A 16,046-nucleotide genomic window follows, 5' to 3' on the forward strand; every position below is an offset into this window, starting at 1 on the left:
AATGTTGCGACGCACAAGAGATGCTGCCTGCTCTGGCCTCGGTCTCACGGGGTTGTGTCCGTTTCCCATGCAGACCTTGCAAACAGGCGAGCTTTGCTGCGCTTAAGCATGCGTCCCCCGCGCGGTGGGCGGGATTCAGGCGCGCCCGGGCGCGCGGCCGTTGCGGGTCCGCGGACTGCACTGCAAGACGCTTCGGCGGCTATGAGTTGCCGAATTTTCCCGAAAGCCCGCTGTGCGCCCAGTCGCCGCATCCCGTTTTTCCGCGGATCCCCGCGTGATCGGTGGGGTTCGCGCGCGACAAATTGCCGAATCATCCCGATTTTGAGAATCGGGATGGGTCGCGCGCGCGGACCAGGAGGTCTCTTTCAGGATCTGCGGAACGGCTCTTGCCGGCGTCAGACCGCGCCGACCGGCCCGGTGCTCTCGAACTCGGCCGTGTCGCCGACCAAGTCGGTCACGGAGATGTTGAGGCGACGGCCGTTGGACAGGCGGAGCTGGGCATCGGGCTCGAGCCAGACCGGTCGCAGGCCCGCATAGCTGCCGTACAGATTGCCGTAGGCGACGACACCGCCTTCGCGCCTCTCGACCACGACCCGGTAGCGGACGCGGACGGCCTCACACCCTTCGGCCAACACGAGACCGCGCCCGGTCAGCGTCTTGAGGATCTCGTTCGGCTCGAACATACGCGGGACGCAGGGGCGGGATTAAGCGGCAACCGAATTGCCATTTAATCCCGGACCCGCGGCGAGTCACGCCCGCCAGTGCGGATTGTGCGGTCAGTGCCGCCGCGGCGTCATCGGTCCGGGTCGGCGCCGCCGCCGACAGGTTCGGCTTCCAGGGGACGGACCACGATGCGACCGGACTCGACCGAGAGGGCCAGCCGTCCCTGCTTCAGCGCCAGCGCCTTCTCGCCGAACAGCGTCCGGCGCCAGCCCTGCAGCGCCGGGACCTCGGCGTCGTCGTCGTCGGCGACCGCCTCCAGATCGTCGACCGTGGCGATGATCTTCGGCGCCACGCCCTCGGCCTCGCAGACCGCCTTCAGCAGGACCTTCAGCAGCTCGACGATCGCGCCGTTGCCGCCGCTCCGCCGCACGCGCTCGGGCATCCGGACGGCGCTCGTGTCGCGGGCGAGACCGCGCTCCACGGCGGCGACGATGTCGGCCCCGGTCCGGGAGCGCTCGAAGCCCGCCGGGATCGTCCGCAGCCGTCCGAGCGCCTCCGCGCTCCGCGGCGCCGCCGACGCGATATCGATGACCGCCTCGTCCTTCAGGACGCGCCCGCGCGGCACGTTGCGCGTCTGCGCCTCGCTCTCGCGCCAGGCCGCGACCTCCATCAGCACGGCGATCTCCCGCGGCTTGCGCATGCGGCCGGAGAGGCGGCGCCACGCCTGCGCGGGATCGGCGCGGTAGGTCTCGGGAGACGTCAGCACCGCCATCTCCTCGTCGAGCCACGCGCCGCGGTCGGTCCGCAGCAGCTCGGCGACGAGGACTTCGTAGATCTTCACCAAGTGGGTGACGTCGGACAGCGCGTAGGTCAGCTGCGCCTCCGAGAGCGGGCGCCGCGACCAGTCGGTGAAGCGGGAGGACTTATCGATCTTGGCCTTCGCGACGTCGTTGACGAGCTGCTCGTACGAGACGGAATCGCCGTAGCCGCAGACCATGGCGGCGACCTGCGTGTCGAAGAACGGGTGCGGCAGGATCCCGCCGATCAGCCAGATGATCTCCAGGTCCTGGCGGGCGGAGTGGAACACCTTGACGGTGCCCTCGTCGGCCATGAGGGCGATGAACGGCCCGAGGTCGATCCCCGGCGCCAGCGGATCCACCAGGACGCCGGTCCCGTCCGGTGCCGCCATCTGGATCAGGCACAGTTTCGGATAATACGTCGTCTCGCGCATGAACTCCGTGTCGACGGTCACGAAGGGCTGCTCGGCGAGACGTGTGCAGATCTGGCGCAGCGCGTCAGTGGTGGTGATCAGGTCCATGCACCGGCTATACGCAACCGCGGCGGACATGGGGAGACGCGGCTTCGCAGGTCCCCATCTTTCACGCGTTCAGGCGCGGCCCGATGACCGCGATCACGCCACGGCCGCGACCTCCGCCTTCCGGCGCGCCCGCGCCTGCCGGCGGATCCGCAGCGCGTCGGCCCGACGCTGCGCCTCGGCGCGCGCGAGCAGGCGGTCGAGGATGCCGGTCTCGATCCGCTCGCCGGTGGCCCCGTCGACGAGGCGGCGGATCCGGTCGACCCGGAACCCGCGATAGCCGCCGCGCCGGGCATCGATGCCGCCGAGCAGCGTCCGCCCCGGCCCGAGCCTGAGCTCGCGGGCGTCGAGGGAGCGGTTGCTCCAGGCCCCGGCCGCGTCCTCGTAGACGAGGTCGAAACGGCCCTCGAGGGGCAGCGTCCGCCACCCGGCAGCGGTGCGTTCGGGCGCCGCCTTCGCGGGGCGCTCCAGATCGAAAAAGAGGTTGTCATTCATGGAGATGATATGGGGATTCGGGGTCTCCTGCGGTAGGCCGGCGGGCGAGTCGCGCGCGGCTTTCGGCGCCGTTCTGCGCGCCCCGCGCTTGACTTGGGGGGCCTCGCGTGAATGGTGCCGGCCTTCCCACAGAAGAAGCCCGTCATGCACCGTTACCGTTCCCACACCTGCGGGGCGCTCCGCCCGTCCGATGTCGGGCAGAGTGTCCGCCTCTCCGGCTGGTGCCACCGCATCCGCGACCACGGGGGCGTGCTGTTCGTCGATCTGCGGGACCATTACGGCCTGACCCAGTGCGTGATCGATTCCGATTCCCCGGCCTTCAAGGCCGCCGAGGCCGTGCGCTCGGAATGGGTCGTGCGGATCGACGGGCGCGTGCGCACGCGCCCGGCCGGCACCGAGAATGCCGAGCTGCCGACCGGCGCGGTCGAGGTCTACATCGACGACCTCGAGGTGCTGGGGCCGGCGGGCGAGCTGCCGCTGCCGGTCTTCGGAGACCTCGAGTATCCGGAGGAGACGCGGCTCCGGTACCGCTTCCTCGACCTGCGCCGGGAGAAGCTCCACGCCAACATCATGAAGCGCGGCGCGATCATCGACTCGCTCCGCCGCCGGATGCGGGACGGCGGCTTCTTCGAGTTCCAGACCCCGATCCTGACAGCCTCCTCGCCCGAGGGCGCCCGCGACTACCTCGTGCCGTCGCGCGTCCATCCCGGCAAGTTTTACGCGCTCCCGCAGGCGCCGCAGCAGTTCAAGCAACTGACGATGATCGCGGGCTTCGACCGCTACTTCCAGATCGCCCCGTGCTTCCGCGACGAGGACGCCCGCGCCGACCGCTCGCCGGGCGAGTTCTACCAGCTCGACATCGAGATGAGCTTCGTCACCCAGGAGGACGTGTTCCAGGCGGTGGAGCCGGTGCTGCGCGGCGTGTTCGAGGAGTTCGCCGAGGGCAAGCGCGTCACCAAGGAATTCCCGCGGATCACCTACGCGGACTCGATGCTGAAGTACGGCGTCGACAAGCCGGACCTGCGCAACCCGCTGATCATCGCCGACGTCTCCGACCTGTTCGCCCGCGAGGACGTGGCGTTCAAGGCGTTCAAGGGCGTGGTCGCCTCCGGCGGCGTCGTCCGGGCGATCCCGGCGACCGGGGCGGCGAGCCAGCCGCGCTCGTTCTTCGACAAGCTCAACGACTGGGCCCGCTCCGAGGGCGCGCCCGGCCTCGGCTACGTCGTGTTCGAGGAGGAGAACGGCGCGCTCACCGGCAAGGGACCGATCGCCAAGTTCATCCCGGCGGAGGTTCAGGCCCTGATCGCCGAGCGCTCCGGCGCGAAGGCGGGCGACGCCGTGTTCTTCTCCGCCGGTCCGGAGGCCAAGGCGGCCGGGCTCGCCGGCAAGGCGCGCGTCCGGATCGGCGACGAGCTGGGCCTCTGCGACAAGGACCAGTACGCGTTCTGCTGGATCACCGACTTCCCGATGTACGAGTGGAGCGAGGAGGAGAAGCGGATCGACTTCTCCCACAACCCGTTCTCGATGCCGAACATCGACCGCGAGGAGTTCCTCGCGCTCGATCTGGACGCCCTTGCGAGCGAGGACGAGAACGGCGCGAACACCAAGCGGATCCTCGGGATCAAGGCGTTCCAGTACGACATCGTCTGCAACGGCGTGGAGCTGTCCTCGGGCGCGATCCGCAACCATCGTCCGGACGTGATGGAGAAGGCCTTCGCCATCGCGGGCTACGGGCACGAGGTGCTGGAACAGAAGTTCGGCGGCATGCTCAACGCCCTGCGCATGGGCGCCCCGCCGCACGGCGGCATCGCGCCGGGCGTGGACCGCATCGTCATGCTCCTGTGCAACGAGCCGAACATCCGCGAGGTCGTGCTGTTCCCGATGAACCAGCGCGCCGAGGACCTGATGATGGGCGCGCCCTCCGAGGCGACCCCCAAGCAGCTGCGCGAGCTGCACATCCGCCTCAACCTGCCCGAGAAGAAGGCCTGAGGCGCCCATAGTCCCCCGCGGTGGCGAGCCTCGTCGCGATCGTCGTCGCCCACGACAGCGCCGACGTGCTGCCGGCCTGTCTCGCGGCGCTCGCCGGCGAGCATGTGCCGGCGATCGTCGTGGACAATGCCAGCCGGGACGCCTCCGCGTCGGTCGCGGAGGCGGCCGGCGCGCAGGTGATCCGCAACGCCCGCAACGAGGGCTACGGCCGCGCCAACAACCGGGGCGTCCGCGCGGCCGAGACGGCGGAGCACGTCCTCGTCGTCAACCCGGACGTCGTGCTGCGGCCGGGCACCGTGGACGCCCTGCTGGACGCGGCCCGCACCTGGCCGGATGCCGGGCTTATCGCCCCGCGCCTCGTCGAACCCGACGGGCGCTTCTTCTTCCAGGCGCGGTCCCTGCTCGCGCCCTACCTGACCAATCCCGCGGGCCGGCTCGCGCTGCCGCAGGGCGATGCCTGCGCGCCGTTCCTCTCCGGGGCCTGCCTGATGATGCCGCGCGCCCTGTTCCTCGACCTCGGCGGCTTCGACGAGAACATCTTCCTGTTCTACGAGGACGATGACCTGTGCCGGCGTGTGGCCGACAGCGGCCGCGCCCTGATCCACGTCCACCGCGCCGAGGCGCTGCACGGTCGCGGCCGATCGTCGGCGCCGGAGCCGGGACGGGTGTTCCGCGCGCGCTGGCATCAGGCGTGGTCGCGCGCCTATGTCAGCCGGAAGTACGGCCTCCCGGACCCGAGCCTCGCCGTCTTGGGCGCCAACCTGCCGAAGACGCTGCTGTCGGGTCTGGTCCTCCGGCGGGCCGGGCTCGAGCGTTACGGCGGCTCGGCCGCGGGCGCCCTCGCCTTCCTGCGCGGCCGGACCGCGCTGGCCCGCGAGGGTCTGACCGGATGAGTGCGCCGACGATCGTGACCGCTCTGGCGCGCGGGCGCAACGGCTTCACCGGCCTGCGGCTGATGCTGGCTCTGGCCGTCGTGGTGTCCCACGCGTTCAGCGTCGCGACCGGCGCGGCCGGCGACGAGCCCCTCGCCCGGCTCACCGGCTACACGCTGGGCGAACACGCGGTGAACGGATTCTTCGCGGTGTCGGGCTTCCTGGTCACCATGAGCTGCGACCGCCGCGGCCTCCGGGACTACGCCCTCGCCCGGACCCTGCGGATCCTCCCGGGACTCGTGGCGGCGACGCTCGTCGTCGCGCTCGGGCTCGGCGCGGCCCTGACCCGCCTGCCCGTCACCGAGTACTGGCGCGATCCCGTCCTGTGGTCGTTCATCCGCGGGACGCTGACGACCTTCAAGAGCAACGCCGCCCTGCCCGGCGTCTTCGAATCCCACCCCTACCGGGCACCCCTCGGCACGGTCTGGACGCTCAAGTACGAGGTGCTGTGCTACCTCGGCGTCCTCGTCGCGGCCCTGTGCGGCCTGCTCCGGCGCCGGTGGTCGGCGCCCCTGATCGTGGCCGGCCTGGCGCTTGCCCTGACGATCGCCTGCGGTCTCCGCGGTCCGGACCTGCCCAAGGGCACTGAGACGGCGCTGCGCCTGCCGCTGATCTTCGCGGCCGGGGCGTGTCTCTACCTGTGGCGCGACCGCCTGCGTGTCTCGGCGGCGGCCCTCGCCTGCCTGGTCTTCGGCGCCTGCGTCCTCGCGCGGACGCCGGCCTACCCGGCCCTTCTGTTCCTCGCCGAGGCCTACGGCGTGGTCTGGCTCGCCCTCGACCCCCTCGCGCGCGGCCTTTTCGACCCTGCGGCCGACCTCTCCTACGGGATCTATCTCTACGGCTGGCCGGTCCAGCAGGCCCTGCACGCCCTGTGGCCGGCCGCCTCCGGGCCCGCGCTGCTGGTGCCGGCCCTCGCCCTCACGCTGCCGGTCGCGGCGCTGTCCTGGTACGGGGTCGAGCGGCCGGCCCTGTCGCTGAAGGCGCGCGCGCTCGGGCGGCGCCGCCTCGGCACGATCGAGCCGGCCGGGCCGTGATCGCCGACGGGCCTCTCCCGCCGCTGAAGACGCTCGCTCGCGCGGTGCGGATGCTGGAGGCGGACGGCTTCGCGATCGTCGCCCGGAACGAGCGCGGCGACAGCCTCTACCTGCGGCGACCGGACTGCGCCTGGCACCTGCGCGTCTCGAACCACCGGCGCACCGCCAAGCAGCGCGCCCGGCGCTCCGATATCCTCGCGAGCCTCGTCATCGACGGGCCGCGCTCCTCGGATCAGATCGGGAACCTCGTCCGCGAGGCCGTCCGGAACTTCGAGGCTGCCCTGGCGCGGGTGGCGGATCAGACGTCCGCGGCGGGGTCGCGGAAGTAGGGCTCCACGGTGCCCTTCAGCTTCACGGTCATCGGGTTGCCGGCTCGGTCGAGGGTCTTGCCGGCCGAGAGGCGGACCCAGCCCTCGCTCACGCAGTACTCCTCGACGTTCGTCTTCTCGACGCCCTTGAACCGGACACCGACCCCGCGCTCCAGCACCTTCTCGTCGTAGAAAGGGCTGTTCGGGTTGGAAGCGAGGCGGTCGGGGGGCGTGTCGGTCATCGTCCGGATCTCGGATGGTCTTCGTATCGGGCCCCGCCGGTACGGGAATCCGCGCCCGCGCGCAACGCCGCGAGCAGGTCGGCGATCCGCCCGCTCTGCAGCAGCGGCACCAGCCGCGTCACCGCGTCGTGCGGGAGGTCCCACCACGCCGCCGCCACGAGCGCCTCGACGGTCGCCGCGTCGAAGCGGTGGCGCACGACCTTGGCCGGGTTACCCGCCACCACGGCGTAGGCCGGCACGTCGCGGGTCACCACGGCGCGGGCCGCCACCACGGCCCCGTGCCCGACGGTCACCCCCGAGAGGATCATGCAGCCCGATCCGAGCCAGACATCGTGCCCGATCACCACGTCGCCCCGGGAGGCGTGGAAATCCTCCGGCGCCGCGGCGTCCGGGAACAGCCCGCGCATCGCCGCGAACGGATAAGTCGACGCCCAGTCGAGGCGGTGATCGCCGCCGAGCAGGATCTCGACCTTGTCAGCGATGGAACAATAGCGGCCGATCGTCAGCCGCCGCCCGCTCTCCGGGAAGCGGACTTTTGGACGCCCGTACGAATAAGCGCCTATGGAGAACCCGTGGGTCCTCGCCAGCTTGGCGAGGTGGATCCGGGTCTCGTTGTGCGGGTTGCGCCCCCTGCGCAGCCGGTGCAACAGACCGGTCATGACGCGAGCCCGCGCGATGCGCGACCGCGTCGTCCTCGGTGAAAAAGGTGAGCGGGAGCGTGGGCGATGGCCGATAACATGTCCGAGGACCTCAAGGCCGGGGCGCTCGTCTACCACCGCCTGCCCAAGCCCGGGAAGCTGGAGATCCAGGCGACCAAGCCGCTCGGCAACCAGCGCGACCTCGCCCTGGCCTACTCGCCCGGCGTCGCCGCGGCCTGCATGGCGATCCACGACGACCCGCAGCAGGCCGCCGAACTCACGGTGCGCCAGAACCTCGTGGCGGTGCTGTCCAACGGCACGGCCGTGCTCGGCCTCGGCGATATCGGCCCGCTGGCCTCGAAGCCCGTGATGGAGGGCAAGGCCGTCCTGTTCAAGAAGTTCGCCGGCATCGACGTCTTCGACATCGAGGTCGACCAGAAGGACGTGTCGAAGCTCGTCGACGTCGTCTGCGCCCTCGAGCCGACCTTCGGCGGCATCAACCTCGAGGACATCAAGGCGCCCGAGTGCTTCGAGGTCGAGGAGCAGTGCCGGGCCCGGATGAACATCCCGGTCTTCCACGACGACCAGCACGGCACCGCGATCATCGTGGCCGCCGCCGTCCTCAACGGCCTGGAACTCGCCGGCAAGAACCTGTCCGACGTCCGGATCGTCACGTCCGGCGCCGGCGCGGCGGCTCTGGCCTGCCTCAACCTCCTCGTGTCGCTCGGGGCGACCCGCGAGAACATCACGGTCACCGACATCAAGGGCGTCGTCTACAAGGGCCGCGCCGAGCTGATGGACCGGTGGAAGGATGTCTACGCCCAGGAGACCGACAAGCGGACGCTCGCCGAGGTGATCCCGGGGGCGGACGTGTTCATCGGCCTGTCGGCCGGCGGCGTGCTCAAGCCCGAGTACCTGAAGGAGATGGCCGAGAAGCCGCTGATCATGGCGCTCGCCAACCCATACCCGGAGATCATGCCGGATCTGGCCGAGAAGGAGCGGCCGGACGCCATGATCTGCACCGGCCGGTCGGACTTCCCGAACCAGGTCAACAACGTCCTGTGCTTCCCCTACATCTTCCGCGGGGCGCTCGATGTCGGCGCTCACAAGATCAACGAGGAGATGAAGAAGGCCGCCGTCAAGGCGATCGCGGGCCTGGCCCACGAGACCACCTCGGACGTGGTCGCCCGCGCCTACGGCGGCGAGGCCCGGCCGTTCGGACCGAAATCCCTGATCCCGAGCCCCTTCGACCCGCGCCTGATCCTGCGCATCGCCCCGGCGGTGGCCAAGGCCGCGATGGATTCCGGCGTCGCCGGCCGGCCGCTCCCGGACCTCGACGCCTATGTCGAGAGCCTCGACCGGTTCGTGCACCGGTCCGGCCTGATCATGAAGCCGCTGTTCTCGAAGGCGAAGGCCGAGCCCAAGCACGTGATCTACGCCGAGGGCGAGGACGAGCGCGTGCTCCGCGCCGTCCAGGCGATCGTCGAGGACAAGGTCGCCCTGCCGATCCTGGTCGGCCGGCCGCGGGTGGTCGAGACCCGCCTGAAGCGCTTCGGCCTGTCGATGGTGCACGGCCGCGACTTCGAGCTGATCGATCCCGAGGACGATCCCCGCTACCGCGCCTACGTCCAGACCTATCTGGAAGTCGCCGGTCGCCGCGGCATCACGCCGGACGCGGCCCGGACCCTGGTCCGCACCAACAACACGGTGATCGGCGCCATCGCGGTCCGCCGCGGCGAGGCCGACGCGCTGATCTGCGGCCTGGAGGGCCGGTTCGAGACGCGCCTGCGCATCATCCGCGACGTGATCGGGCTCGCGCCGGGCGTGGAGCAGTGCGCCGCGATGAGCCTCGTGGTGACGCATAACGGCGCCTACTTCCTGGCCGACACCCATGTCCGCCAGAACCCCACCGCCGAGGAGATCGCCGACGTGGCGCAGGCCTGTGCCAGCCACGTCAGCCGGTTCGGGATGACGCCGAAGATCGCGCTCCTCAGCCACTCGGATTTCGGCCAGTCGGATTCGCCCTCCGCGATGAAGATGCGCGACGCCCTCGCGCTCCTGCACACGCGGAATCCCGAGCTGCAGGTCGACGGTGAGATGCAGGCCGATTCCGCCCTCAACGAGATGGTGCGCGAGCGTGTCCTGCCAGGCTCGCGCCTCAAGGGCGCGGCCAACGTCCTGATCTTCCCGAACCTCGACGCCGCCAACATCGCCTTCCAGTTCGCGAAGGTGCTGGCGGACGCGCTGCCGGTCGGCCCGCTCCTGATCGGCCCGGCCAAGCCCGCCCATATCCTGACGCCGTCGGTGACGGCGCGCGGCATCGTCAACGTCACGGCCGCCGCCGTGGTCGAGGCCCAGGCGGACGAGGCCGTCGCGCGCGCCGAGGAGGGCGGCGTCGGCATGCTCTCGGAGTGAGGGGCGCCCGTCGGCGGCCGCCAGCGTGGCCGTCGATTTGCTTGCCCGCCCCGGGACCACGAAACCACCGGGAGACGACGCGATGTGCGCGGGCGACGATCCAACCTGCCACGCCTTCGAGGAGCACCGCCGCCGGTTCCGGCGGGATCTCGAGCCTGAGCGGCGCGCCTTCCTGAAGAGCGGCTTCGCGGCGACCGGCGCCGCGGCCGCGGCCCTCGCGGCCGGCGGTCCGTCGCTCGTGAGCCCGGCCCTGGCCCAGGCGAGCGGCGCCAAGATCGCCGCCACGGCGCATTACCACCTGCCGGCGAATGCCGAGACGGTCCACTGGGGCTTCTTCAGCCGCAGCCTCAAGCCCAAGGTCGAGATCGGCTCGGGCGACTTCGTCACGATCGAGACGCTCACCCACCAGGCGAGCGACGATGCCGAGCGCATGATCCAGGGCGATCCGGGCGCCGAGAGCGTCTATCTCTGGACCAAGGACAAGATGGGCGTCTCGCCCCGCGGGGCCGGCGCCATGGATGCCAAGGTCGGCCCCGGCGGCGGCCTCGGCGTGCACATCTGCACCGGCCCGGTGGCGATCCGCGGCGCCGAGCCCGGCGACGTCCTGGAGGTGCGCATCCTCGACGTCGCCCCCCGCCCCTGCGCCAATCCCAGGTACAAGGGACTGGCCTTCGGCAGCAACGCGGCGGCGTGGTGGGGCTACCACTACAACGACCTGATCACCGGCGATAAACCCCGGGAGGTCGTGACCATCTACGAGGTCGACGCCACCGGCGAGCGCGACTGGGCCCGGGCGGTCTACAGCTTCCGCTGGCCGGGCGTGACCGACCCGTTCGGCGTCTCCCACCCGACCATCGACTATCCCGGCCTGCCGGTGGACCACACGAAGACCCAGAAGACCTTCGAGGTCCTGAAGGGCATCCGCGTGCCGATCCGGCCGCATTTCGGCACGATGGGCGTGGCGCCCGCCGAGGCCGACCGGGTGAACACGATCCCGCCGAGCTACACCGGCGGCAACATCGACAACTGGCGGATCGGCAAGGGCGCGACCCTCTACTACCCGGTGGCGGTGCCGGGCGCCCTGTTCTCCGTGGGCGATCCCCACGCCAGCCAGGGCGATTCCGAACTGTGCGGCACCGCGATCGAGTGCTCGCTCACCGGCACCTTCCAGTTCATCCTGCACAAGAAGGCGGACCTGCCCGGCACGCCGCTGGAGGCGCTCGACTTTCCGATGATCGAGACCCGGGACGACTGGGTTCTGTCCGGCTTCAGCTACCCGAACTACCTGCGGGATCTCGGTCCGGACGCGCAGAGCGCGATCTTCCAGAAATCCTCGATCGACCTCGCCATGCGCGACGCCTTCCGGAAGATGCGCCAGTTCCTGATGCACGCGAAGGGCCTCACCGAGGACGAGGCGATCTCGCTGATGTCGGTGGCGGTCGATTTCGGGATCACGCAGGTCGTGGACGGCAACTGGGGCGTCCACGCCGTGGTCAAGAAAGCGATCTTCTCCGATCGCGTCGCCTGACGCCTGACCCGGTCACGCGGCCTTCGCGGCTCCGGTCATCGTCATGAGGCCGGCGATGACCCGGTAGGTCTCGGTCCAGGCTTCCCGCACCTCCGGCGTGAAGTCCGGACCGAGTCCCTGCTCCAGGGTCCAGAGCAGTGCCGCCCCGACCGCCTCGAAATGCGCCTGCAGCGCGCCGTAGCCGACGTGCCGGTCCCCGAGATCGCGCACGGCGGCGACGAGGGCCTCCGGCTTGTCGAGGTTGGCCACCGCCAGTGCCAGCATGGCGACGAGTTTGCGCTTCTGCGCGGTCATGTCGTCCGGGAAGAGCGACCGGACCTGCGGCGCGATGTCGAACAGGCGTCCGTAGAACAGCTCTGCCGCGGTGTCGCCGAGCGCCTGCACCGTCGCGAAGCTGCGCTGCACGATCGCGACCTGGGCGGCGGAGACCGCGTAGGACACGCGAACGCTCGCCAGGAACCGTTCGACCTCGGCGGTCAGACGGTCCGACTGGTCCGAAAGGGCGGAGGCCGCCGCGAGAACCTGGCTCGCGGCCAGGCCGGTGCCCTCCGCCGCCTGCGCGACGCCGGTCATGGTCGTGGTGACCTCGCCTGTGCCGGTGGCCGCCTGCCCGACGTTGCGGACGATCTCCTGGGTCGCCGCACCCTGTTCCTCGACGGCCGCCGCGATCGTGGTCGCCGCCCCGTTGATCTCGCGGATCCGCGCGGTGATCGCCGCGATGGCCTCCACCGCCTGCCCGGTGGACGCCTGCACCTGCGCGATCTGACCGGAGATCTCGTCGGTGGCCTTGGCGGTCTGCGCGGCGAGGGCCTTCACCTCGGAAGCCACCACCGCGAAGCCGCGGCCGGCTGCGCCCGCGCGGGCCGCCTCGATGGTGGCGTTGAGCGCCAGCAGGTTGGTCTGCTCGGCGATCGACGAGATCAGCCCCACGACGGCACCGATCTGGTCCACGGCGCTGCTCAGGTCCTGGACGCGCGCGGCGGTCCGGTCGGCCTCGGCCGCGGCCCTCTGCGCGAGATCCGCCGATCCGTCGGCCTGCCGCCCGATCTCCTGGACGGAGGTGCCGAGCTCCTCCGCGGCCGCCGCCACGGTGTTGACGTTGCTCGAGGCCCGCTCGGCGGCGGCCGCGACCGCCGTCGACTGCCCGGCCGTCTGGGTGGCCGTCGCGGTCATTGTCTGCGCCGTGACCTGCAGGGCGTTGGCCGAGGACGCGACCGAGCCGATCATGCCTCCGACGGCCTCCTCGAACCGTTGCGCCATCTGGCGCAGGCTGTCCCGGCGCTGGTCGTCGGCGTCCAGCCGCGCCCGCTCGGCCCCGGCCTCGAGGTCGCGCGTGCGGATCAGATTGTCCCGGAAGGCCTGCACGGCCACCATGATCGGCGCGAACTCGTTCCGGTACGCTTGCACCGGGACGGCGACAGCGGTGTCGCCCCCCGTCAGCGCGCGCATCGCGGTGGCGATGATCCGGAGGGGGCGCAGCACGCCCCCGAACAGAGCCATGAGGCCCAGCCCGACGAGCAGCAGGACGGCCAGCAGCGCCGCGGCACTGTGCAGGAGAACGCGGTCCGCCTCCGCGGCGAGGCTCTCGGCCCGCGCCACCATCTCGGTGAGGGCGGCATTGGCGAGATCGACGATCGTCATCTGCTCGACGCTGTTTCGCTTACGGAGGTCTTGGAACGTGATGGGGGACGCGCGATGCTGGCTCAGGGCGTCGAAGATCGCGCGCGCCGCCTCCGCCGCCTCGCCCTCGAAATTGCTGCGCTTGGCCTTCTCGAACGCGGACCGCACGGCGTCCGAGCTCTGGGCGGCGGCCTCGCTGGTGCTCGACCACGCCGACTGGACCCGTACCCGCTCCTCGGCCGCCGCCACGGTCTCGGGCAGCGACCACGACGTTCCCGCCGCCAGCGAGGTCTGCACGCGCAGGGCGACGTTCCCGATCGCGACACGGGTCGCCCAGGCGGACCGCTTGAGGACGAGGTAGTGCTGCAGGACGGCGTCGGAGCGCGGAATAGCCGAATCCACGGCGTCCGTGGTCGCCGTCAGCGCGTCGAGAAGTTCCTGAAAGGCCGTCAGCACGGCGGGCAGCAGCGCCGGGTCCCGCTTCGGCTTCGGTACGCGCAGGGCTTCATCGATCCGGGGGCGGAGCAGGTTCACGGCGTCCTGAGCCGCGTTGAGCCTCGCCATCGTCGCCGTCACGGAGGGCAGATCCCGGTCCCGCAGCAGGTCCTGAACGCTCGCGAAGCCCGCGACCATCGCGTCCCGGTTCGTCGCGTAGGCCTTCAGGCTCTCCGGGTCGGCGGAGGCATCCCCGCCCAGGGCGAGCGCTGCCCCCCGCTCGAGGCGTGTCGGCAGGATCGTCCCGAGCAACTGGCGACTCGCGCGGGTCAGCGTGACCGCGTCCCGGGCCTGTCGCGCCTGAAGACGCGCGTCGAACAGAGCATTCCCCGCGTAGGCCAGTAACATCATCGCCATGGCGAGTATCGTCGTGCACATGACGACTCGAATCGAGACGTAGCCAAGCCATCTCATCGCGTGAACATTCCGATGTGCGAGTGGGATCTGCGTGTTGCTCGCATCATAGGGCGAACGGCGCGCGCGTTCACGCTGCCGCTCGGCAGTGTTCGGCAGTCTATCGCACCGACATATTTTGCGAGCGGCGCGCTCTATTCCGGATTCAGAGGAGAATCGACATCAACCAATAAAAAAGTTGGCTTCGTGAATTAAGCCGACGTTACCGCGGCGATCTCGGTCGGCAGGCGCACACTCACCGTTCCGGCGGCGTGCGCCGGTGCGACGGTCATGAGGCCGCCGTCGGCCTCGGCCCGCGTGAGCTCTCCCGCGCGACGGGCCCGGGCCATCGTGCGAGACCGGACCGCGGCGACGAGCGAGGCCCTGCCCGGATTCGGCGCCCGCGCCGCGCGGATCAGGGCGCGTCGTCCGCGAGCTCGACCCGCCCGTCCAGGCCGATGATGCGCCCGAGGCCGCGGACGCGGTTCAGCAGGCGGTCCCCGTTCAGGGCCTCCCAGTCCCGCGGCAGGCGCAGCACCACCCGGCCCTCCTCGACGGTGAGCGGCGCCCGTCCGAGGGCGCCGTCCATGCCGGCCGAGATCGGGAAGGCGATCCGGAGCAGGGCGCCCAGGAGGCGGGCGCGCTCGAACAGGCGCGGACCGGCCACGCTCCGGAGCATCGGGTTCGCCTTCTCGGGGGCCAGGCCGGTGTGCCTCAGGGACACCGCCAGGGCGAGATAGGCCCGGCCCGGATGATCCACGCCGACGAACGCGGCATTCTGGATCACCGCGATGCTCTGCTCACCGCGGTAATCCGGATGCGCCCGCCAGCCGACGTCGGACAGCAGGCAGCCGGCGTGCCGCAGACGGCGCTCGTCGGTGGTCTCGTGGCCGTCCAGCGTCGCGACGAACCGGTCCGTCCAGGTGATCAACTCCTCGCCGTGGCGGGGCGAGCGCGCGCGCAGAACGTTGAATTCCGACGCCGAGGCCAGCAGCGGATCGATCAGACGGGTGTCGCGGTCGAGCTGCTCGAACAGCAGGCCCTCGCGCACGCCCGATGCCGAGATCGCCACCTCGCGGGGGCGCCCGACCCGGATGATCTCCTCGAGGACGACGGCGCCGTAGGCGAGGAGCGGGCGCCGCGCCTCGGAGATCGCGTCGACGTCCTGCAGCAGAGCCACGTCGGTCTGCTCGACGACCTGCAGGAAGCTGAGTTCGTCGGTGGGCTCCACCGTGTAGCCGTGCATCACGTGGACGGGGTAGCCGCGGGCCGCCTGATGGAGCCGCGCGATGGCCCGCCACGTGCCGCCGACCGCGTAGAAGGTCCGCCCGCGCAGGGTCTCGAGCTGCGGGGCGGCCTTGCGCATGTACTCGCGGACGATCTTGGCGGCCTTCTTGACCGAGCCGCCGGACAGGTCCTGCAGGGCGAGGCCGCCGAGGGGCATGGTCACCCCCTGTCCGACGACCGCCCCGCGGACGTCCACGAGCTCGAGCGAGCCGCCGCCCATGTCGCCCACGACGCCGTTCGGCGCGTGGAATCCCGAGACCACGCCGAGGGCCGACAGCTCGGCCTCGCGCCGCCCGGAGAGGAGCTGGATCTCCTGGCCACAGGCCGCCTCGGCGGCGCGGAGAAAGTCTGGACCGTTCTCGGCGTCCCGCGCCGCCGCCGTGGCGAGGACGTACACCTGCCTGACGCGCATCGTCTGGCACAGCACCCGGAACCGCGCCAGGGCGGCGAGTGCGCGCGTCACCGCCTCCTCGTTCAGGCGGCCGGTCGTCAGGACGTTGCGTCCCAGGCCGCAGAGCACCTTCTCATTGTAGAGCGGCGTCGGCGCCCGGGTCAGTCCGTCGTACGCGACGAGGCGGACCGAGTTGGAGCCGATGTCGATGATCGCCACAGGATGGCGCGCGGTGTTGTCGATCGCCTCCGCGTCGTGCGCGAGGGTGAGGTTGGCAAGAGGGCTGCCCAAACGTCCGAGT

Annotated in this window: 13 protein-coding genes; 6 read left to right on the forward strand and 7 right to left on the reverse strand. The window is 70.9% G+C overall.

Annotation, left to right across the window (positions count from 1 at the left end; genetic code table 11):
* Positions 1-395: 395 nt before the first annotated feature.
* From ABIC30_RS05390 to ABIC30_RS05400, 3 genes are all read right to left on the reverse strand, one after another.
* Positions 396-683, reverse strand: a complete 288-nt coding sequence (locus ABIC30_RS05390) for a hypothetical protein (RefSeq protein ID WP_331326435.1) — start codon at positions 681-683, stop codon at positions 396-398.
* Positions 684-793: 110 nt separating this feature from the next.
* Positions 794-1,981: a ribonuclease D gene (gene rnd / locus ABIC30_RS05395; RefSeq protein WP_056522182.1), complete on the reverse strand. Its 1,188-nt coding sequence runs from the start codon at positions 1,979-1,981 to the stop codon at positions 794-796.
* Positions 1,982-2,074: 93 nt separating this feature from the next.
* Entirely contained in the window at positions 2,075-2,473 is a 399-nt protein-coding gene (locus tag ABIC30_RS05400; protein ID WP_331326436.1) for a hypothetical protein, read from the reverse strand.
* Positions 2,474-2,617: 144 nt separating this feature from the next.
* Between ABIC30_RS05400 and aspS the strand changes: the two genes are divergently transcribed.
* The 4 genes from aspS to ABIC30_RS05420 are packed head-to-tail and all read left to right on the forward strand — an operon-like array spanning position 2,618 to position 6,757.
* Positions 2,618-4,462 carry an aspartate--tRNA ligase gene (aspS, locus tag ABIC30_RS05405; protein ID WP_091978105.1) on the forward strand — a complete coding sequence of 615 codons (1,845 nt, stop codon included), beginning with the start codon at positions 2,618-2,620 and terminating at the stop codon, positions 4,460-4,462.
* Positions 4,463-4,482: 20 nt separating this feature from the next.
* Complete coding sequence (locus tag ABIC30_RS05410) at positions 4,483-5,355, forward strand: glycosyltransferase family 2 protein (protein WP_331326437.1); 873 nt, start codon at positions 4,483-4,485, stop codon at positions 5,353-5,355.
* Complete coding sequence (locus ABIC30_RS05415) at positions 5,352-6,428, forward strand: acyltransferase family protein (RefSeq protein ID WP_331326438.1); 1,077 nt, start codon at positions 5,352-5,354, stop codon at positions 6,426-6,428. The genes ABIC30_RS05410 and ABIC30_RS05415 overlap by 4 nt, the downstream gene beginning before the upstream one ends.
* Positions 6,425-6,757, forward strand: a complete 333-nt coding sequence (locus tag ABIC30_RS05420; RefSeq protein ID WP_331326439.1) for a hypothetical protein — start codon at positions 6,425-6,427, stop codon at positions 6,755-6,757. Before ABIC30_RS05415 ends, ABIC30_RS05420 begins: the two co-directional genes overlap by 4 nt.
* On the opposite strand, the gene ABIC30_RS05425 is transcribed toward ABIC30_RS05420, so the two are convergent.
* Positions 6,727-6,978, reverse strand: coding sequence for a DUF3297 family protein (locus ABIC30_RS05425; protein WP_331326440.1), 252 nt, complete (start codon positions 6,976-6,978; stop codon positions 6,727-6,729). The two genes, ABIC30_RS05420 and ABIC30_RS05425, sit on opposite strands and share 31 nt — an antisense overlap.
* On the reverse strand, positions 6,975-7,637 hold the full coding sequence (locus ABIC30_RS05430; protein ID WP_331326441.1) for a CatB-related O-acetyltransferase: 663 nt from the start codon (positions 7,635-7,637) through the stop codon (positions 6,975-6,977). The genes ABIC30_RS05425 and ABIC30_RS05430 overlap by 4 nt, the downstream gene beginning before the upstream one ends.
* 66 nt (positions 7,638-7,703) lie before the next feature.
* On the opposite strand from ABIC30_RS05430, the gene ABIC30_RS05435 reads away from it, so the two are divergent.
* Together ABIC30_RS05435 and ABIC30_RS05440 are read left to right on the forward strand one after the other, a co-directional pair.
* Positions 7,704-10,031: an NADP-dependent malic enzyme gene (locus ABIC30_RS05435; protein ID WP_354454335.1), complete on the forward strand. Its 2,328-nt coding sequence runs from the start codon at positions 7,704-7,706 to the stop codon at positions 10,029-10,031.
* An 82-nt stretch (positions 10,032-10,113) separates the two neighbouring features.
* A complete protein-coding gene (locus ABIC30_RS05440) occupies positions 10,114-11,559 on the forward strand; it encodes an acetamidase/formamidase family protein (RefSeq protein WP_020091809.1) in 1,446 nt (481 codons plus the stop codon).
* Positions 11,560-11,571: 12 nt separating this feature from the next.
* Here the strand turns inward: ABIC30_RS05440 and ABIC30_RS05445 are convergent, their stop codons facing one another.
* Both ABIC30_RS05445 and ppx read right to left on the reverse strand, forming a co-directional pair.
* Positions 11,572-14,031 (reverse strand): methyl-accepting chemotaxis protein, encoded by a 2,460-nt coding sequence (locus ABIC30_RS05445; protein ID WP_502915815.1) that lies wholly within the window; start codon positions 14,029-14,031, stop codon positions 11,572-11,574.
* 451 nt (positions 14,032-14,482) lie between these two features.
* Positions 14,483-16,036 carry an exopolyphosphatase gene (gene ppx, locus ABIC30_RS05450; protein ID WP_331326445.1) on the reverse strand — a complete coding sequence of 518 codons (1,554 nt, stop codon included), beginning with the start codon at positions 16,034-16,036 and terminating at the stop codon, positions 14,483-14,485.
* Positions 16,037-16,046 lie beyond the last annotated feature (10 nt).

It is taken from the genome of Methylobacterium sp. 1030 (assembly GCF_040544715.1).
GTDB lineage: Bacteria > Pseudomonadota > Alphaproteobacteria > Rhizobiales > Beijerinckiaceae > Methylobacterium.